This window comes from Algoriphagus sp., assembly GCF_024305035.1.
Classification (GTDB): Bacteria; Bacteroidota; Bacteroidia; order Cytophagales; family Cyclobacteriaceae; genus Algoriphagus.
The window spans coordinates 1-22,188 of sequence record NZ_JAMWZB010000025.1 but is presented as its reverse complement, the minus strand read 5'-3'; the positions used below and the strand labels follow the sequence as shown (position 1 = coordinate 22,188).

At 42.2% G+C, this 22,188-nt stretch carries 10 protein-coding genes; all 10 read left to right on the top strand.

The features are described from left to right. Positions 1–4: 4 nt before the first annotated feature. A complete protein-coding gene (locus tag Q0L00_RS14440) occupies positions 5–346 on the top strand; it encodes a hypothetical protein (RefSeq protein ID WP_297337595.1) in 342 nt (113 codons plus the stop codon). A gap of 177 nt (positions 347–523) precedes the next feature. Beyond that, positions 524–1,588, top strand: coding sequence for an efflux RND transporter periplasmic adaptor subunit (locus Q0L00_RS14435; RefSeq protein WP_297337594.1), 1,065 nt, complete (start codon positions 524–526; stop codon positions 1,586–1,588). A gap of 10 nt (positions 1,589–1,598) precedes the next feature. After that, entirely contained in the window at positions 1,599–4,766 is a 3,168-nt protein-coding gene (locus tag Q0L00_RS14430) for an efflux RND transporter permease subunit (protein WP_297337593.1), read from the top strand. Positions 4,767–4,768: 2 nt separating this feature from the next. After that, on the top strand, positions 4,769–6,214 hold the full coding sequence (locus Q0L00_RS14425; protein WP_297337592.1) for a TolC family protein: 1,446 nt from the start codon (positions 4,769–4,771) through the stop codon (positions 6,212–6,214). A gap of 417 nt (positions 6,215–6,631) precedes the next feature. Next, on the top strand, positions 6,632–7,411 hold the full coding sequence (locus tag Q0L00_RS14420; protein WP_297337591.1) for a PAS domain-containing protein: 780 nt from the start codon (positions 6,632–6,634) through the stop codon (positions 7,409–7,411). Next, complete coding sequence (locus Q0L00_RS14415; RefSeq protein ID WP_297337590.1) at positions 7,408–11,925, top strand: PAS domain S-box protein; 4,518 nt, start codon at positions 7,408–7,410, stop codon at positions 11,923–11,925. The genes Q0L00_RS14420 and Q0L00_RS14415 overlap by 4 nt, the downstream gene beginning before the upstream one ends. Further along, positions 11,918–12,358 carry a response regulator gene (locus tag Q0L00_RS14410; RefSeq protein ID WP_363318553.1) on the top strand — a complete coding sequence of 147 codons (441 nt, stop codon included), beginning with the start codon at positions 11,918–11,920 and terminating at the stop codon, positions 12,356–12,358. The genes Q0L00_RS14415 and Q0L00_RS14410 overlap by 8 nt, the downstream gene beginning before the upstream one ends. Positions 12,359–12,787: 429 nt before the next feature. Continuing rightward, a complete protein-coding gene (locus Q0L00_RS14405; RefSeq protein WP_297337588.1) occupies positions 12,788–14,821 on the top strand; it encodes a PAS domain-containing protein in 2,034 nt (677 codons plus the stop codon). Positions 14,822–14,982: 161 nt separating this feature from the next. Beyond that, the gene (locus tag Q0L00_RS14400) at positions 14,983–16,209 is read left to right on the top strand and encodes an AraC family transcriptional regulator (RefSeq protein WP_297337587.1); all 1,227 of its coding nucleotides are present in this window, start codon (positions 14,983–14,985) and stop codon (positions 16,207–16,209) included. 225 nt (positions 16,210–16,434) lie between these two features. Next, positions 16,435–22,188: YDG domain-containing protein (locus Q0L00_RS14395; protein WP_297337586.1), on the top strand; the 5,754-nt coding region annotated here is incomplete at its 3' end.

Sequence of the window (22,188 nt, the reverse complement as noted above, 5' to 3'; positions counted from 1 at the left end):
AAAAATGAAAATACCACACTTTATATTCTTCTCTATGCTGCTCTCGGGTCTAGTCTTTATTCAAGACTCGGAAGAGTTTATGCTGCAAAATGAAATCTTGCAGTTTGAATCTTCTAATACACTGATCGTTGATCAGCTTGTTTTGAAGAAGGCTTTTTTAAATTCAGCAATTCAGCTCCGTCGAAAAAATACAAGCCATTCACCAATAAAAGGGGGAGATAGAAAATCAGAAATGAGTGGTCTGAGGTTTCTAAGTGGTAAACTGAGTAGGAGATATGCTCAAGTCCCCAGTGCCGATTTTGATTTCAAGCCCTTTCTTCAATTCAACTGGGCTAATGCACCCTGACAGAGAGCCTGTCAAACAAGATTGTTTTATTTCCATCATCCAAGTTACAAAAGTATGAATATCGAAAAGACTAGTTGTTTTTCCGTCAGGAAAACCATTGACCATTCCCATGTCCTTATTTTTCTATTACTGCCCTTCCTAGTTCTTTTTTCATGTCAATCCAAAGAAAAGAGAAGATTGAAAAATAGAAAGGCAATAGAAATTCCGGTGTTGGAATTATTGCCCACTACAGTGCAAGTGCCTCAGGCTTATATAGCCGATATTCAAGCCATTCAATTTGTAGAAGTTCGGTCCAAAGTAGAAGGTTTTGTGGATCAAATTTTTGTCGACGAAGGACAATTTGTTACCAAAGGACAAAAACTTTTTCAATTGTCCAGCGCCGAGTACAGTGAATTGGTAAATGCAGCCCGAGCGAATCTGGCTAGGGCTCAGGCGGAACAACAGGCAGCAAAAGTAGAAGTAGAACGACTTCAAATTTTAGTAGATAAGAACATAATTTCAGCCTCAGAGCTTGAGTTAGCCAAATCAAAAATGACTGTGGCTAATTCTCAAATTGCCGAGGCAGAATCCAAACTCAAATCCGCATTGACGGGCTTGTCCTATACCACAATCAAAGCGCCTTTTGACGGATTGGTGGATAGAATTCCGTTCAAGACCGGTAGTTTGGTTACCGAAAATGACCTCCTTACTTCCATTACTGACATCTCTTCTGTTTTTGCCTATTATAAGATGAATGAAAGTGAGTACCTAAATTTCATGAGGGATAAAATTGCGAAGGGGGGAGCAAAAGAAATTACCGAGGAGCTAACCTTGATTTTGTCTGATGGCCAAATATATCCCCATAAAGGAATTTTGGAAACTACTGAAGGAGATATTGAATCAGGAACAGGTTCAATTGGTTTTAGGGTACGATTTCCGAATCCAAATCAGTTGATTAAGCATGGAGCCTCTGGTCGGGTGCAGATGAATTCTACCTTAGAGAATATCTTCTTAATCCCACAAAAATCCACTTTTGAGATTCAGGATTTCACCTATGTGTATCTGGTGGATAAAGAAGGTAAGGTTAGGGTAAGAAGTTTCAAGCCTATTCAACGCTATGGGCTTTATTATTTGGCAGATAGCTTTCTGCCAGGGGATAAAATCGTCTATGAAGGAATCCAACAAGTTTCCGACGGAGCGCGCGTAGTGCCTGTACCTGTTTCTAAAGAAGACGCCTATGATCAATTTGTTGGTACGTTTTAACTAAACCATCATGCTAGAATTATTTATAAAAAGACCGATTCTATCCACTGTTATTTCGGTATTTATCACGCTTTTGGGGTTACTAGCATTGACTTCACTTCCGATCACCCAGTTTCCTGATATAGTGCCTCCATCGGTGACTGTGGAAGCTAAATATACTGGAGCCAATGCAGAAGTATTAGCCAAGGCGGTAGCTACTCCACTTGAGCGGGCAATCAATGGAGTTCCGGGGATGGACTACATGTATTCGGTTAATACGAATGCAGGAATTACACTTATTACCATAGTCTTCAAAGTAGGTACAGATCCTGATCAAGCGGCAGTAAATGTACAAAATCGGGTTGCCACGGTTATCGATGAATTACCCGAAGAGGTAATCCGAGCAGGAGTAATGACCGAAAAGGAAGTTAACAGCATGCTGCTTTACCTTAATTTAGTAACTACCGATGACTCACAGGATGAGAAGTTTGTATACAATTTTGCGGATATAAATATTCTCCCTGAACTCAAGCGGATCGATGGAGTAGGTCGTGCTGAAATTATGGGGATGAAGGATTATGCCATGCGGGTATGGATGAAACCAGATCGAATGGCGGCCTATTCAATTTCCCCTCAAGACATCACCGAAGCTATTCAAAGTCAGAATGTGGAAGCAGCACCGGGGAAATCTGGGATCAGTTCAGACCGTGACCCCCAGGCCTTGCAATACGTGCTAAAATATACCGGGAAATTCAGTGAAGAAGCAGAATACGAAAACATCACATTAAAGGCGCTTCCCGACGGCTCTTTACTTCGGTTAAAGGACGTGGCTGATATCGAGTTTGATGCTTTGGATTACAATATGGTCTCGATGACCGATGGTCGTCCCTCAGCCTCAATCATGCTCAAGCAAAGGCCAGGTTCCAATGCTAGGGAGGTCATTGCCAATATCAAAGCGAAGATGGATGAGTTGCAAGATACTTCCTTTCCTCCAGGTATGACCTACAATGTTTCCTACGACGTAAGTCGGTTCTTGGATGCCTCCATTGCTGAAGTAGTAAAAACCCTTATTGAAGCTTTTCTTCTAGTGTTTTTGGTAGTATTTCTTTTTCTGCAAGATTTTCGTTCCACCGTGATACCGGCGATTGCAGTACCAGTTTCATTGGTGGGTACCCTCTTTTTTATGCAGCTTTTTGGGTTTTCCATCAATTTGCTAACGCTATTTGCTCTGGTTTTAGCCATTGGTATTGTAGTGGATAATGCAATCGTAGTGGTGGAGGCGGTGCACGTAAAGATGCATGACCTTCACCTCAATTCCCTAGATGCTACCTTAGAAGCTATGAAGGAAATTGGAGGTGCAATTGTGGCGATCACCTTAGTGATGTCTGCGGTTTTTGTACCCGTAAGCTTCCTCTCAGGGCCAGTTGGGATTTTCTATCGACAATTTTCTCTCACACTGGCCATTGCCATTGTCATTTCCGGGATCAATGCGTTGACCTTGTCTCCTGCCTTATGTGCAATGCTTTTGAAACCTGTTCAAGGGCAAAAGAAGACCAAATTGAACAGGGTGCAACGGTTCTTCAATGGATTTAATCAACGCTATGATTCTCTGGAGTCCAAGTATAAGCATATAATTCAAGCTACCGCAGGAAGAAGAGGCCTGACCTTCGGGGTGTTGATTTTGTTTTTTGTGATGACTTATGGAATGATTTCTATTGTCCCAACAGGGTTTATTCCCAATGAAGATCAAGGGATGGTTTATGTCAATGTTACCACACCTCCTGGTGCTACAGTAGACCGGACTTCAGAAATCATGGACCAAGTACAGGCTTCTCTTTTGCCACTCCAAGAAGTAGAAACTATTTCCACACTAGCAGGATATAGTCTGTTGACCGAAACTTCTGGAGCCTCTTATGGCATGGGAATGATCAACCTTAAATCATGGGATGAGCGGGAGCAAAGTGTAAACGAGTTGATTTTGGATTATTCTAGTCGTACTTCTCATATCAAGGGGGCAGATATTCAGTTTTTTGCACCTCCTCCCGTGCCCGGTTTTGGAAATGCTTCAGGATTTGAGTTGAGGCTTCAGGATAGGACTGGGGGAGCGTTGAATAATATGGCCCAGGTTACCGAGGAGTTTGTAGCCGCACTTAATGAGCGGGAAGAGCTCAGTGAGGTATTTACCAATTTTGACCCCAATTTCCCTCAATTTATGATTTCTGTAGATCATGACAAAGCAGCCAAGTTGGGTGTATCGGTGGAGGATGCGATGAAAACTCTACAGGGCTACATTGGGAGTTTTTATGCATCCAATTTTATCCGCTATGGTCAAATGTACAAAGTGATGATTCAGGCCTCTCCTGAATACAGGACTTCTCCCGAATCCTTACTCGATATGTTTGCTAAAAATAAAGATGGAAAGATGGTACCCTATTCCAATTTTGTGAGTTTGGAGCGCGTTTATGGGCCTGAACAGCTTACTCGGTACAACATGTTTTATTCGGCATTGGTCTCAGGGGAGGCTGCAGCGGGTTTCTCCTCTGGAGATGCTATTCAGGCGGTAGAGGAGGTGGCGTTAGAAACCTTACCTAGAGGTTTTTCGATTGACTGGTCGGGTATCACTCGAGAGGAGATTGCTTCTGGAAATCAAGCAGTTTATATATTTCTTATCTGTTTGCTTTTTGTGTATTTGCTTTTGGCCGCACAATACGAAAGTTACCTGTTGCCTATGCCCGTGATTCTATCACTTCCGGCCGGGATATTTGGCTCCTACTTTTTTCTTTATTGGGTAGGACTACAAAATGATATCTATGCTCAAGTTTCTTTAGTGATGCTAATCGGTTTATTAGGCAAGAACGCCATTCTGATTATTGAGATCGCTATCCAAAACCGCAAAAGAGGGCTTTCAATTTTGGAAAGTGCAATTAGGGGAGGAGTAGAACGGTTGCGTCCTATTTTGATGACTTCTTTTGCCTTTATAAGCGGATTGATTCCCCTCGCTTTAGCTTCTGGTGCAGGGGCAATAGGTAATCGAACCATTGGAACAGCTGCTGCGGGTGGAATGCTCATCGGTACCCTGGTGGGTGTGTTGCTGATTCCCGGTCTCTTTGTCATTTTCGAAAGTATAGACAGCCATTTTAAGGCAAAAAAGTCCAGAAAAAAGCAAATGGAAACTGAATTAACTACCAGTCAAGCCTAATCATGAAGCAATTTAGATTATCAATCATTCTGCTGCTTACGATTCTGGCAGCTTGTAAAGTACAACATAATCCATCCCCTAAATCAAGAGTTGAGCTGCCTGCTGAATATGAAGGGTTGGTGACGGATTCCCTGGGAAATAGCTCTCAAGTTTTTTGGGAGGATTTCTTTCAGGATGAATATTTGAAGCAATTGATCACCTTGGCTCTGAGAAATAATCAGGATAATCAAATCACACTAGAAAAGGTGAAAGCTGCTCGATCAACCATGCTTCAAGCAAAGAGTAGTTTATTACCCGGTTTCAGTTTGGGGGCTGGAGCTTCACAGCGGAAGTTTGGGGAATACACCATGGATGGGGTGGGGAATAATGATACCAATTTCTCAGAGTTTGTACCAGAAGACAAACAAATCCCTGATCCCTATCCGGATTTTTTTCTCAATGCGCAGTTTGGATGGGAAATTGATGTCTGGGGAAAACTCAGAAATAGAAAAAAAGCAGGGGTAGCCCGCTATTTAGCTAGCCAAGAAATGAGCCGTCATGTACGCACTTGGCTGATTGCTGAAGTAGCTACGGCTTATTATCAATTACTGGCACTTGATCAAGAGTTACATACTCTTCAGGAATATATAGATCTTCAGGAATTGGCGCTGGAACTGATTATTGAGCTCAAGGAGAGCGGACGTGCCAACCAGCTCGCAATAGACCAGTTTGAGGCCCTGTCGCTAAATACCAAAGCAAAATTTCAAGCGAAGACAAGAGAACTAAAGTCATTAGAATTTAACCTGGCCCGATTGGTTGGGACTTTGGATTTTGGTTCTGAACGCACGGACCTGGATAGTGCGATTGTGATTCAGAAGGAGCTGCTGACAGGACTACCTGTGGAATTGATCAAAAATCGTCCTGATTTGAGGGAAGCAGAGCTTCAGCTTCAAGCCAGCAATGCGGATGTTAATGCAGCAAAAGCCGCTTTCTATCCCACTATTAATTTGAGGGGGATAGCGGGTTTCAATGCTTTTGATTTCAGTAAGCTTTTTCTGGCCCCAGCCTCGACCATGTATCAGTTGGGGGGAGGGTTAACTGCTCCTCTTTTCAACCGTCGAGCAATCCAAACAATGTACCAAATCGCAAAAGCTGATCAGCGGGTGGCATTGCTTGAATATGAAAAGAAAACCCTTAATGCCTATTTGGAGGTCTTGGACTTAATTAATGCAATGAATACTTATGACCAACAGTTAAAAACCAAGCAGTATGAAGTGGCGGTACTTGAGCGGGGTATTTCCAATGCCAATACCCTTTTTTCGGTAGGGTATGCAAACTATTTAGAGGTAATCAACGCACAAACCAGAACATTGGAGTCAGCAATCGAATTAGCAGATCTAAAAGCAGCCAGATTGCAAACCAATGTACAGCTATACCGAGCCTTGGGTGGAGGTTGGGATCTGGATTAATAAATTGAATCTCCACATTATATAAGCGGTTGAATGAGAGATTGAGACTATAAATCTGTTAGGAACTGAAAGCTTTCAGGGGTTTTTCTTTGTCCAGAAGCTTACGTTCAAACCCAATTATTCCATAAGGTACTTGTTTATCCTAAAACACTTTAAAGTCAATTATTTCTTTAAATGTAATTCTTTTAAATCTATATAGAATAGATCAAGTTTGGATTTATTTAAAATCAAGCCTTAGAAAAACCTACTTTTTCGAAATTCCGATTCAAAATATTTCACTTTTACAAAATTAATTGATTTATTCAAGTGAATTTACAATTTTGTCCTGGGTACCTTTGTACCTGGCAGATTGTGTTTTGTGGGGATTTGACTCTTGGGAAGATTGGTCGCTTAAATCTTTCTATTAATTGAAAAAAAATGGTAAAGTCTCAAGACTACGGCACCTTGTTTAATTTTAGCCCCTTACCAAAATGGGTGTACGACCTTCGTAGTTTTGAAATATTGGATGTCAATCAGGCAGCGATCAAGCTTTATGGCTATTCTCGGGAAGAATTTCTTTCGCTCAACCTCAGGGACCTCCGGCCGGAAAGTGAAATTCCGGCATTGATTGATGCTCATAAGAATATCGAGGGACGGGAGGGAAATATTTATTTTGGAATTTTTACTCACCAAAAGAAAAACGGCCAAATTCTGCGGATGGAAATCAATGGCTTTAAAGTGCGCTTTTTAGAGCGTGACTGTCTTTTGGTGACTTGTCAAGATGTGACCGAAAAGGAGGAGCAGTACTTAAAGCTAGAGGAGTCAGAGCGCCAGCTTAAAATAGCCTCTGAGATTGCAAATCTGGGTTATTGGAAACAAGATTTAGTGAATGATATCCTTCATTGGTCGGATAAAATCTATGAAATATGGGAGCGGAAAAAGGAGGAATTTGAGGTCAGCTTCGAAAGTTTTTATAGCACCATGCATCCCGGTGATCGTGAATTGTTTGATCGAGAGCAAAAAGCGGCTCTCGACGGTACAAAAGATCTTGATTTTCCGCATCGCATCATTTTGCCAAACGGAAAAATAAAATGGGTTCGCGAAATCGGAATTCTAAATAGGGATGAATTTGGAAATCCGGTTTCATTCGAAGGAACCGTGCAGGATATCACAGCGGAGAAAAATGAAGAGCAGCCCTCAAACTTTTGGAAAGTGTGATTATTCACGCCAATGACGGGGTGCTGATCACCGAAGCAGAACCTTTGGATGAACCGGGCCCGAGAATCATTTACGCCAATCATGCTTTTGAACGCATGACGGGTTATTCTGCATCCGAGCTGATCGGAAAGACTCCCCGAATCCTGCAAGGTCCCAAATCGGACCGAAAGGAATTGGCGAGACTAGGACGAGCTCTCCGAAAATGGGAGCCCTGTGAAATCACCACAGTCAATTATAAAAAGAACGGAGAAGAGTTTTGGTGCAATTTTTCTGTATCTCCCGTGGCTGATGAGAAGGGCTGGTTTACTCATTGGATCGCTATTGAGCGGGATGTGACCGATCAGAAAAATGAGGAGATTCAAAAACAATTATTAGCAGAAATCAGCGAGGCCTTCAACTCCTCCAATAACATGAAGGAATCCTTAGATGAAATCGTGGAACTGATGACAGAATTTGGGTCCTTTAATTTTTGTGAGATATGGCTTCCCAATTTAAAAAATTCTGCTTTTAGGCTGTCCTCTATTCATGCGCAAGATGAAATAGCGAAAACCTTTCGGAAGTTGTCAAAATGCTTACGAGTAGCGAAAATCGGAGAAGGATTGCCCGGAAAGGTATGGGAAACCCAGCGTGCAGTTAACTGGGATGAGCAGGATTCGGGAGCCTATTTTTTGAGAAGAGAAGCTGCTCAAATGTCCGGGATGAAATCGCTTTTTGGTATCCCTCTAAAGCATCAACAGAAAGTAGTGGGAGTGATGGTGTTGGGAACAGCCGAGGATAAAAGTACCTTAAAACGATATCGGTCCATTTTGACCCGGCTGGAAAACTTTATCGGTTCGGAAATCCATCGTAAGCGACTAGAATCGGATCTTTCCCACTTGTTTGAGGCCTTGCCAGATTTAATTTGCCTTGCGGATTTTGAGGGTAATTTTTTACGAATCAACCAGTCAGGATGTGCCTTATTGGGCTATTCTGAGTCAGAGATTTTAGGGATGAATTTTGAAGAATTTGTACACCCTGCAGATTTGGAAATGACCCAAACCGAAATAGTAAAATTAAAAGAAGGCCAGACTATTTTTCAGTTTGAAAATCGATTTATCTCCAAAAGTGGAGAAGCCGTTTGGCTTAGCTGGCATGGCAACTCCCGCGTAGAGGAAGGGTTGATTTTTGCCTCTGCAAAGGATATCACCCAAGAACGGAAGTTTAGAGATTTGGCCGCGGATGCGACAAAACTTGCACGAATAGGCAATTGGGAAGCAGATTTGGTAAACAATCGCCTGTATTGGTCGGAAATGGTCCATGAAATTCACGAGACAGATGCACAAAACTACATTCCCAACTTGGACGAAGGAGTTCGTTTTTATAGGAGTGATTATGTAGAGATGGTGTCTAAGAATATAGGCTTGACCATGACGGAGGGAAAACCCTTTGATTTTGAGGCTCCGATCATTACTGCCAAAGGAAATGAGCGATGGGTACGGGTCATCGGTCAAGCTGAAATGGCGATGGGAAAATGCATCCGGTTTTTTGGGAGTTTTCAGGATATTCACAAACAAAAAATAGCTGAACAAGCGGTTCAGGAAAGTGAGGCTAAATTCAGAACGATTTTCGAGATCGCCTCCCTTGGGATTGTTCAGGTTTCGCCTTCAGATGGCAAAATTCTCTTGGCAAACTCATACTATGAAGCCATTACTGGATATACTTTTGAGGAGCTCCAGCAAATGAAATTTTCCGAACTAACACACCCAGAGGATCGGGATAGAGACTGGCAACTGTTTCAAAAGGCTGTAAAAGGAGAAGTAGAATATCGAAATGAAAAACGCTACATCCGAAAAGACGGGTCCATTGTTTGGGTTAAAATTCACCTAGCATTTATAAAAGATGATCGTGGAGTACCAATCAGGACTGTTGCAATTTGTGAAAATATTACTGATCGAAAAGAAATCGAGTCTAGACTTAAAAACCTTTCGGACAATGTGCCGGGAGTGGTTTTTCAGTATGTGATTCATCCGGATGGAAATGATGAACTCAATTACGTCAGTAAAGGCTCAAAAATAATTTGGGGATTTGAACCAGAGGTAGCCATGGCTGACAATCGCTTGGTTTGGAATCGGATAGAAGCTGGAGGAGATCTGGACTTGGTTCAAGGTAGCATCGCTGAGTCTATTCAAAATAAAACTCGTTGGACGGCAAAATGGAAGTATCCCCTTCCCTCCGGAGAAATCAGGACCCATATTGGACATGGGGCTCCCGAATTTTTGGCCGATGGGACAGTAGTTTTTAATTCGCTAATATTAGATGTCACTGAAGAGAAACGGACCGAGGATCTACTTCACCAGGCCACCTCAATGGCCCGAATTGGGAGTTGGGAATTGGATTTGATAAATCAAAGCGAGGACGCTATGTACTGGTCTCCTATGACTAGAAAAATTCTGGGGGTAAATGAAAGCTATAATCCCTCGTTGACTGGTGGTTTTGAGTTTTATGTTGAGGAAAGTGAGAAAAAAATTAAGAGTGCCATTGAAAATCTGATCAATAGAGGTATTGAATTTGACGAAGAACTTTTGCTGATCAGGACTGATGGGGAGAAACGTTGGATTCGCTGTATTGGAAAAGGCGAATTTCTTCAAGGTAAATGCGGCAGGATATTTGGAAGTTTTCAAGATATTCATTCCTCCAAATCCTTGGAAACTCAAATCAGCGAGATTCTAGGTAGTATATCAGATGCTTTTTACGCGGTAAATCAAGACTGGAATTTTACTTTTTTCAATAAAGAAGCGGAAAGACTGCTAGGTAGAAAGAGTGAGGAATTATTGGGTAAAAATATCTGGGAGGAAATTGCCCCTGCAAAAGGGACCATCCTAGAGGAAACTTATCGTAGAGTAGCAGAAACAGGAATCTCAAAAACATTTGAATACTTGTATCCAGGTAATGACTCTTGGTATGAATTAAATGCCTATCCTTCCAACGGTGGGGTTTCTTCCTATTTTAAGAACATCGATGAGCGGAAAAAGAATGCCGAAGCGCTTCAGGCTGCCTATGAGGAAAAGACCCGAATTCTGGAGAGTATCGGTGATGCTTTTTTTGCTGTAGATCAGGATTGGAATGTGACCTATTGGAATCGAGAGGCTGAGTTGGTTCTAGGCCGAAAGCGAGAAGTTATCCTTGGCAGAAACCTCTGGGATGAATATGCTGATGCGATTGATTCGGATTTTTACCGAGAATATCATCGTGCAATGGACGCCCAAGAGATGGTTTCTTTTGAAGAATATTACCCGGCTCTTAAAAAATGGTTTGAGGTAGCGGCATACCCCAGTTTGGATGGCTTATCTGTGTATTTCAAAGATATTACCCTTCGAAAAGAAACCGATATCCGTATCCGTCAAGCTAATGAGCGATTTGAAAAAGTCACCCAAGCCACCACGGATGCGATTTGGGACTGGGATATCGAAGGCAATAAATTTTATAGAGGAGAGGGATTTGAGAAGCTTTTTGGCTATAAAGTAAGCCGGGATTTGTCAGAAGAGTTGTTTTGGACGGACACCTTTTATCCCGATGACCTTCCTCAAATCAAGGAAAGTCTTCACGCTTGTCTGGAAGATCCAAGTATTGATTTTTGGCAACAACTCTACCGGATTATCCATTCTTCAGGTGAAATCAAAACTGTGATTGATAAAGGAGTGATCATTCGAAATGAGGAAGGAAAGCCTATTCGAATGGTGGGAGCCATCACGGATATCAGCGATCAAATCAAGCATGAGAAAGAACTCCATGAACTCAATCTTATTTTGAAGCAGCATATCAAAGAACTTCAGGTCACCAATGAGCAGCTGGAGCAATTTGCCTTTATCGCCTCCCATGATTTGCAGGAACCCTTGCGGATGATTTCGAGCTTTCTCAATCTGCTTCAGCGAAAGTATGGGGATCAATTGGATGAGAAAGCCCATCAATACATTCACTTTGCTACCGATGGTGCCAAGCGGATGAAGCGAATCATCCTGGATTTGTTGGATTATTCCAGAGCCGGGCGTGAAGAGGAGGCCATGGAACCTTTGAATCTGAGAGAGATCTTTGAGGAATATCGAATTTTGAGAAGGAAGGTGATTCAAGAAAAAGAAGTAGATCTGAATGCCGAAAATCTCCCGGTGATTACTGCGTTCAAAGCACCCTTGATTCAGACCTTACACTGCTTATTGGATAATGCAATCAAATACTCTGTTCCGGATCGAAAGCCGATCGTGCATTTGGAGGTGAGTGAATCGATAAATACATGGACTATTGCAGTGCGTGACAATGGGATTGGAATAGATCCCAAGTTTTTTGAGAAGATCTTCGTAATATTCCAGCGACTTCATGATCGGGATGAATATGGGGGAACTGGGATCGGGCTTTCGATTGCAAAGAAACACGTGGAATCCTGGGGTGGGAAAATCTTTGTAGAATCCCAAAAAGGTCAGGGAAGTACTTTTTACTTTACTGTACCTAGAAGTTTTAAATTAAAGGATAAAAATGAATAGAAATACTATGGAACCAGTACACATTTTATTGGTGGAGGACAATGAGGGAGATGTGATCTTGACCCAGGAGGCCTTTGAAGAGAGCAAAATCAAAACCCAAATCAGTGTGGCCAAAAATGGAGCTGAAGCTTTGGACTTTCTCTTTCAGCGAGGGGAATTTTCTGCCGCAGCACGTCCCGATCTCATTCTTTTGGATATCAATATTCCAGTCTATAACGGTCATGAAGTCCTTCGCACGATCAAATCCGATGAATCGCTAAAAAAAATACCCGTGATCATGCTGACGACTTCTTCCCATCAAAAAGATATCAATCAGGCTTATGAGCATCATGCCAATAGCTATGTGACAAAGCCGATAGAGATGGAAGATTTTTTAAAGGCGATTTTGAAAATTGAAGAGTTTTGGTTGCAGCTTTCGAAGCTTGCAGACTAAAAATTTTATTCGTGAATAATATTTTCACATTGGACCAAAAGGGAATATATAAATCTGCTTTCTTACCCTTAAGAATTGTGCACAGACCAAAATGAGGGTTGAAGTTCAAATTAAGCAAACTTCGGTCATCGGTCATCGGCCTCCTGTGCTGAGCAAAGTCGAAGCATCCAGCCGCTTAAGTAAAAAAAAATATGGCTACTGGTATAATTGAGGATAATCAGTAAAGGGAATAAAAGATTAAAGTATCTCAAATATTTTTTAAAAAACTAGGTATTTCTATTTTTGTGCTTGTACACAAATATCAATCGATTGTTTATGAAAAATAACCTTTCATAAACAACTCTTTTGCTCAGATTTTGCTGTCTAAACTGAAGGGGACTAAAACTAGTCTTGTTCATTTGGGTAAAAGAGGGAATTTCCCCAAGGATAATGTTGGATAATCATTTAAAGAAACTGATTCCGTCAAAGGAATATTTAGAATGCTATCAACTAGTCGATTCAAGTAGTGAAAAGGCCTTTGATCAAATTACAGAATTGGCTGCTACGATCTGTGGCACTCCGATTTCCCTAGTGACAATACTAGATGATGAGCGTCAATTTTTTAAGTCCCACTATGGGATGGATATAAATGAGACCCCTATTGACCATGCTTTTTGCATCTATGCTTTGGAGCGTCCGGATCAGCCTATGATCGTGTCGGATGCGCGGCTTGATGCCAGGTTTCAGGACAACCCCTATGTCAAGAGTAATCCGGGCATCGTGTTTTATGCGGGCTTTCCCCTCGTTACCCAAGATGGCATTGCATTAGGTTCGCTTTGTGTTTTGGACATGGAGATTCGTGAGCTTTCTGAGGATAAAGTCAGAGCCTTGGAAATCCTGTCCCATCAGGTGGTGCAGCTGCTGGAGCTAAGAAGAAGTAACTTGGAAAATCAAGCCATTCTCGGACATCTCCAAAACGAAAAGGAATTTAACAGGAAGTTGGTCGAAAATATCGATGGTGTCTTTTGGGTGGCAAATGCCAAAAATTTAGAATTTACCTATCTCAGTCCTCAACTCGAGCGGATCATGGGCTACAGTGCCGAGGAATGGAAGGCATCACCTACTTTTTGGGTAGATCATATTCATCCGGAGGATCGAGAGCGGGTCATTACAGCCTGTAAAAAGGCCGTCCAAAATCTCGAAGATCATCAGTTTGACTATCGGTTTATGACTAAATCTGGAGACTATCTCTGGATTAATGATCGGGTGGTCGTCTACAGCGAGGACGGAAAGCCCGTCCAGCTCACGGGGCTTTTTTTGGATATCAGTGATCAAGTGAAAAATAAGCGGGACCTTCAGGCCTCCCATCTCCGCTTTCAAAAGGTAGCCGAAGCGACTAAAGATGCGATTTGGGACTGGGATCTCAAGCAGGATTTACTCTTTCTAGGTGAAGGGTTCAAGGAAAGTTTTGGATTGGAGGAATGTTTGGTTGATATGAAATTTCCGCACTTGATACGAAACATTCACCCCAAAGACTATCCGAGGGTAATTCGTTCATTCAGAGGCGTGATCAGCAATCCTGAAAATTCTAAATGGGCAACCGAATACCGGTTTAAGACTAAAAATCAAACGTATCGGTTTGTAACCAATCGGGCCCTAATTATTCGGGATGAAAGAGGAGATATTGTCAGATTGATTGGTGCGATGACGGATATTTCTAAGCAGAAGGAGTATGAGCAAACGCTCAAAGAAATCAATAGAAGATTGCAGGTGACGGTCAAAAAACTATCCGAATCCAACGAGGAATTGGAGCAGTTTGCCTACACTGCTTCCCATGATTTGCAGGAACCCTTACGGATGATTGCGAGTTTTATGAGATTGTTGGAGCGAAGACTCGGCGATCAGCTTGATGAGAAATCCAAGACCTACATCAAATTTGCCATAGATGGGGCGAGTCGGATGAAGCGGATAATTCTGGATTTATTGGAATATTCGAGAGTGGGCAGGCAAGAATATTTGAAGGAAGAGCTCGCCTTTTCAGAAATCATCCATGAGGTTCTTTTACTCAATAAACAGCTAATCCGGGAAAGAGAGGCTAAAATTGCGGTTATAGGAGATGCTCGGCTTTATACCAATAGAAGCTTGCTCATTCAGGTTCTGCATAATTTGGTCTTGAATGCAGTCAAGTACGTTTCAGCAGATAAAAAACCTCAAATTGAAATTAGGGTTAAGGAGAAAAAAGGACAGGTGGAAGTAAGGGTAAAGGATAATGGGATCGGGATCAGGCAAGAGGATCAGGAGCGTATATTTATCATTTTCCAGCGTCTTCATGGCAAAAATGAATATACCGGAACAGGGATGGGACTGGCCATCGTAAAGAAAGCAATTTCAAATCTCGGTGGGAAAATCTGGCTAAAATCCACTCCGGAAGAAGGGGCTAAATTCTACTTCTCTATTCCCAAAAAGCCCTATTCCCAAGCCTAAAACAAGCTGGACTCTTCCAGATCGAAAAGGTAAAATAGCTAAATAAAGGTGTTTTGAACTCTTAAAATTGTATTTCTTAAGGAAAGAAATTACTTTCGGTTCGGAATTAATCCAGTTGAATTAGTCTAAAAGCAACCCAAAAAAACCATTTTTATTTTCACATGTCAGGAGCACTGATTTTCAAATTGTTTATCCTCTCTTTTGCCATTGTCAATTCCTTGGTACTGGCAATCAAAGGAAGTGTAGGACGAATTCGAAATTACTTTTTAGGTTGTTCCCTATTCTGCTACAGTTTGTATTTTTTGGTTTTTATCCTTTGGTATGAAATGGGATTTATCCTAGATTACCCCCATTTGATGCGAACAGGCAGTCCAATTGGATTTTTGGCGGCGCCCTTTTTTTACTTCTTTGTTCGCAACAATGTCAACGGGTGGACCGGCTTCCAAAAATGGGATTGGGTTCACTTTCTCCCTGCCTTGTTGCATATTCTGGATTTGATGCCATTTTTCCTGCAACCTGAAGCAGTCAAATTAGAACTTGCCCAGCAAATCTTGAGTAAACCATACCAACTGGATGTGGTTGCCAATGGATTCATTCATCCCAATCTGGTCAACGGGGTCAGGCTTTCCTTAATGTTGGGTTATTTTATTTGGAGTTGTCTGATTTTGACTCGTTCCGGTTCGATGAAGACGGATTTCTTGAAGAAATCATGGGTAAGAAACTGGTTGATGCTTGCCATGGTATTGATTGGTGGGATTAACTTGGGTTATTTTATTTTCCGTGTTTCATTTTTTGTAGGATATGCCAGTGGGGGAGATGGAGGTGAAATCCAAGTCTATGCCAGTTATTTGATCATTGCCTGTGCCGGGGTTTTGAGCTTGTATATCCATTCCAATCCCGAGTGGGTGTTTGAGAAAGAGGAGGATAAAATAGGAGGGCAGGTCCAAAGAGAACCCATTTCGAAATCAGTTTTGGCTGAATATTCAACTCCCATAATTGAAAATGAGCTAGATCCTGAAACCTTTCAGGAAATGCTGGATGAGAGGGTCCGTGATCGGATTATTTCCCTTTTTGAGGAAAGGGAAATATTTCGGGAAAAAGGACTGTTGGTGGCAGACTTTGCCAAGAAAGTTGGAATCTCTGTGCGGGAGCTTCCCCTTTATTTTCGTCATTATTTTGACTCCGATTTTAAGACCATGGTCAATGATTACCGGGTCTGTCTTGCCAGGAAAAAGATAGAGGAGGGCTACTTGGATGATTTTACGCTGGAGGCACTTGGGGATCATTGTGGGTTTAGTAGCCGGACTACATTTTTTAATGCCTTTAAGAAAAAGTACGAAAAGAGTCCAAGCGATTATTGGAAGGCTTTTCAGGAAAACGGAAGTTGATTTCCTGGTGAAAACTTGGTCTTAAATCTTGTGATTCTTGAGTCATCGTTAAGGTGGAAACCACTATTTATTTATCCCTAATGCGGATTGGTGGGTTTCAATTCCTGTTTTGAAACAGTGAAAAATGATTTTTTCAACAAATCTTATCTATTATTTGACTAATCTTTTTTGCAGTTTATTCAGTTGATTTTGCTGTTTACTAAGTCTTTGTTTCAAAGTCGGTATATGAAACAGGGAATTGTATGTGAAGGAGTGGATTTCGAGTATTTTTCGCACAAGTTTATCCCCAAAGACGAATTAACCCAGCATCGTATGCAACAATTTTACACGGAAAAGTTTAGGAAAATTTCTGGAATAAAGAGTAGGATTACTCTTTTGACTTTGCTCTTTACAGCGTTCTTGAACCTCAGTTTTTCTTGGGTGCTGCCCACTGATCCTTCTAATTCATTTTTTGATAGAGAAGATGTAAAAGCAGCCACTGCTTCTGTGAAAGAAGAATTGGGAAAAGGCGATGGTATAGAGCGCTACCTCACAAAATACGACGATATTCCTTCTGGCAGTGTAATAACTTTTGATGATCAGGGATTTAGTGGTTGTCAGATTATTAGTGATAATCATAGTTTTTCTGCGATTGGAAAAACCTTCAATATCTACGCAGCTAATTTTGATGGTTCAACTTCTACGAATGGAAGTTTATGGTTTGAAACCGGTTCTGGGGGATGCTGGCATCCCTATACAACGGAATTTGAAGATGGAGGATATATCACAGCAGGTTATACAAGTGATTCTGGCCAACAATGGTATGCTCCTGAAGCCTTAGTGGTTAAAACCACTGATGGTTCGGATTTCAAGTTTACCAGCTTTAAAGCGCATGATGCTGAATGGAATTCATGGGGGAATTATCTGAAAATATCTGGGTACAAGAATGGGGTTTTGCAGGGATCCGAAAGTGTTGTCATTGTATCTGATGTTGAACCCTATCATTCTACAGTTACATTAACAAATCCTGTTTTTGAGAGTATAGATGAAGTTCGTATTACGATGGACAAGGACAATAATCCTGCCTTCGGAGATTCTGGAATCCCCCACAGTAATGCGGAGGGCTTGTTTCATTCGTTTGATACGTTTGTAATTGATAATGCAGTAAGTAGTGCAACTGAACCAACCGTAACCACTTCGGCAGCATCTTCCATCACCGCCACCGGAGCTACTCTCAATGGTAATGTTACCTCTGACGGAGGAGCATCAGTAACCGCCCGTGGCTTTGTCTATTCCCCCACTAACAGTACGCCAACTCTTGGAGGATCAGGAGTAATCCAAGAGGAAGATGGAAGTGGAACTGGTATTTTTGATTTTGCTATTTCAGGTTTAAGTGCATCTACTACTTATTATTATCAGGCCTATGCCACCAATAGTGCAGGGACGAGCTATGGGGGAGTGGAGAGTTTTACGACGAGTGCGACTGCAGGAGGAAGCGGATGTAGCTTTGATTCAAATGATGGAGGAGCAATTACTGATGCTAATTTTAGTAGTACCTCAGACACTTTTATTTTCTCAAGTCCATTCAGTCAAAGTTTTACGGCATGTGAAACAGGAGCTTTAAGTAGTATTAAGATTTTATCAACGGCAAATTCAAGTGGAATTACCGTTACAGTGTATTCAGGAGAAGGAAATTCAGGAACAAATTTGGGTACTGTATCAGGTTTATCGGTTACTGCTGCCCTTTCTATAAATGACAGAAGTACATTGGATATGTCTTCTGCGGGCATAAGCCTTACCAGTGGGCAGAAATATACCTTTGTAGTAACCACTGGTAGCATATCAACAAGAGTTACTCGAAATTCTATTTACGCTGATGGTGATGCTTTTGAGGGAACTATAAAATATCAAGATAACGACTTTTTGTTTGGGATAGAAATTTCTGAAGCTCCCTCCACCGACCCAACCGTAACCACCTCAGCCGCTTCATCAATCACCGCCACAGGAGCCACGTTTGGCGGTAATGTAACCGATGACGGTGGAGCTTCTGTTTCCGAGCGAGGATTTGTGTATTCCAGTACTAACAATTCTCCGACCATTGGAGGATCAGGAGTAATCCAAGAGGCAGATGGAAGCGGAACTGGTGTTTTTGATTTTGCTATTTCAGGTTTAAGTGCATCCACTACCTATTATTACCAAGCCTATGCAACCAATAGTGCAGGAACGAGTTATGGGGGAGTGGAGAGTTTTACTACTGAAAGCGCAGGTGTATTGTTAAGCTCTAGTCCGATTTTAACATTTACTATGAGCGCTGTTGACCTTACGGGTGATGATATTGCATCAGATGGAGAGGGTGGCTCAGTACAAATTAGTGATATTAATATTGATGTTTTCAATATTTCAGACACCAACGGTTCTTTACATTCTGATTTGGACTGGAGAAACAACACATTCCTGACTAGCAATGATGGCTCTTTCTCTGGCTTGACAGATCCCAATACTGGCTCCAAGGGGATGTCTATAAAGTCGCCTGAAAGCAGTGAGTTTAAACTGATCCAATTTGAATACTATAACTGGGGTGAAACTTCGACTTTTACCAACACCATCGTCGGATACCGTGATGGCGTAGAGGTAGCTACTACAACGTTTGATGGTTATGACAGCGGTTACCTGCCTCAAACTGTGACACTAAACTCAGCTTTCTCGAACGTGGACGAAGTACGTTTTTATATCAGTAGCGGCGGGTATGAAGGTGAACAGAACTATACTAACCACACAATCAATAATATTCAGGTCTCTTCACCAGTAGTCACCATACCACCTACAGTTAATGTAAACAATGGATTGAGCTTAAATCAAGGAACAATTCAATTTATCGGTTCAGGTAACCTAAGTATTGGTTATGACGAAACATTTGTGGCCTCTGATATTACATTTACTATTACTTCAGCAGTGTCATACGGTGTTTTGTTTATAGATTCTAATCAAAATTTCCTTGTTGATGCTGGAGAAGTAGAATTGGTTGAAAATGCCACTTTCACCGCAGAAGATATTGATGGTGAACGACTCAGTTATAAGAATACTATTGCGAATCAGAGCGTTGATAGTTTTATTTTTAAGGTTACTGACCCCAATGGAGGAGAGTTGACCAATCAGACCTTTAACATTACTGTCAATCAGCAGCCCTCAGTAAGCACAGTTGCTGCTTCAGGGGTTTCGGCTTTTACAGCAAATTTTGAAGGAAACATTACTTCAGATGGAGGAGTCAGTGTGACAGCCCGTGGCTTTGTATTTTCCTCTACTAACAGTACGCCAATTCTTGGAGGATCAGGAGTGATTCAGGAGACGGTTGGAAGTGGAACTGGTATTTTTGACTTAGGCATTTCAGACCTGAGTCCAGCTACTACTTATTACTACCAAGCCTATGCAACCAATGGTGTAGGGACTTCTTATGGTGGAGTACAGAACTTTACGACGAGCAGCCCCCCTTGTACGGGAACGATTACCATTGGTTCGACCGCTTCAGGAGCATCCTATTCGATCAATGGAAGTGTTTTGACTACAGCAGGCGAAGCCACCGTGCCAGCCTCTGTAATCGAGGATTATCTTCAGAATAATGGCAACTTGGTTATCCAGTCTTGTGACGGCAATATCATCGTTGCTACAGCCATCAGTCCTGCATTAAGTGCCGAACGCACCTTAACTTTCAAGGCTAGCGGCAGCATTGTATTCAATTCGGGAACTTCCTTAATCGCTTCAGGAGACAAGCTCAATACCATTCTTTGGTCGGATGCGGATGGGAATCAATCGGGATCCATCTTCCTCAACGAATCTACCATCCAAACCAATGGTGGTCATCTTTGGATGGCAGGGGGTGAAGAAAGTACTACCCCTTGGAATGGCCTGACCGTGGGCGATGGAAGCTCCTATGCCGATGCTACGCATAATGTGAATGGAAGTATTTTCAAAAATGGGATGACGATCTATAAGTCATCTGTGAACACCGACGATGGAAACCTTTTTATTTCGGGTATAGCCGATGGCGCAAGCGGTGGACCTGCTGGTTACAATGGTGTATACCTGGAGCAAAGTACGCTGTCATCCGGAGCCGGTGCAATTGACTTGAATGCGATTTCAACAGGTACCATTAATGACGGAAGCTGGTATTACGGTCTCCTAATGGGAACGATCGTGGATAACACCTCAGCGATTATCGAAAGTACCTCCGGTTTGATTACGATCAACGGGGAGACCGATTTCAGTGAAAATACACACGGTGCTGGTGTAGGACTATATTCATTTGGAAACCCTAATAGTGAAGTCATTATCCGAACTGTCTCAGGTGCCATAGATATCACAGGTAGTTTAAATAGTACAGACTTTGATGGACAGTATGGTGGTATATTCCTTTTCGGAAGTGGAGAGGAACAAATCGTATCCCAAACTGGTACTATCAGTTTAGAAGGTATTTCAGCTAACCCTAATGTAGCCGGAATCAATCAAGCCACAGGTAATAACACAAGTGCTATCGGTTTTGATGGTACCAATGTGTTTACTGGAGATATCACGTTTAATTCCAATACATTTATCAACTATGCCGGAGTAATCACTGCCAACAATCTGGAGTTGTTGGGCTCCGGAGTAGTGTATGATTTTTCCAATGCAGGAAACAACGTCAACAGCTTGACAGCGAATACAGGCTCGGTGACTTACTTAGATGGGGATGAGTTGACTGTCAATAACCTCACCGCTACAGGAGAAATTGAAATCGCGACAGAAAGTGGAAACTTGACCCTTTCTGGAAATGTGAAGACTTCTTCCAGTTCATCAGATGCCATTATTCTGAATGCGGGCAAGAGTGAAGCCATTGGTACAGAAACAGGGGGAGATATTATTGTTTCAGGATCTCCGGCAGTTTCTACAGGTCCTGGCGGGATTGCCAAGCTATTCAGCGGCTCTGAGCTTACCAGCACGGGTCTTACCGCTTGGGTAGGTGGATCTTCGTATGTCCGCAAAGAAGTGGACGAGACCACGACCATCTTTGATCCGGCTTTGTCCGCAGGGAGTGTTTATGCCCTGTATCGCTATCAGGATATTATTCAGTTGACGATTGATAGTCAAAGCCTGACCCTATCCAAATCCTATGATGGAACTACTACAGCAACAGTGACAGATGTCGTGTTGGCTGGAGTTCGCTCGGGAGATGATGTATCGGTAACGGCTGAGGCTACTTATGATAATGCTTCGGTTGGGACTGGAAAAACTATTACAGTGGTCTATACCCTTAGTGGTGCAGATGCAGCAAACTATTCAGTACCAGAAAACATAGTAGTAACAAATGGAGAGATCACAGCGAAAGCATTGACCATTACGGGTTTGACCGGAAACAATAAAACCTACGATGGTACGACCAATGCAACAGTTAGCGGGACTGCTACACTAAATGGATTGGAGCCGGAAGATGAGGTGACCTTAGGAGGGACAGGGGTATTTACCTTTGCGACTGCAGATGTTGGGATTGGAATAGCGATTACAGCCTCAGGCTATGAGTTAAGCGGATCAGATGCGGGGAATTACAATTTAATTCTACCTTCCGGATTGAGTGCGACTATTTCTCCAAAATCCCTCACTGTTACTGGTTTGACTGCCGAAGATAAAACCTACGACGGTACGAACTCGGCAACGGTTTCCGGGACTCCCCAACTGCAAGGAATCATTGATGGCGATGTGGTGGAAATCAGTGGAACTCCGATTTTCATATTCATCCAAAGTGGAGTAGGTACTGATATTACTGTTGTAGATGATGGCTGTAGTACCTACTTCCCAACCGGGACAGATGCTGCTAATTATTCGATCACCCAGCCGGAATTTCAAGCGGATATTCTTCCCAAAGAATTGACTATTACGGCTAATGACGACAGCAAGACCTACGGAGAGACCTACACCTTTGCAGGGACCGAGTTTACTGTAGACGGTTTGACCAATGAGGATGCGGTTACT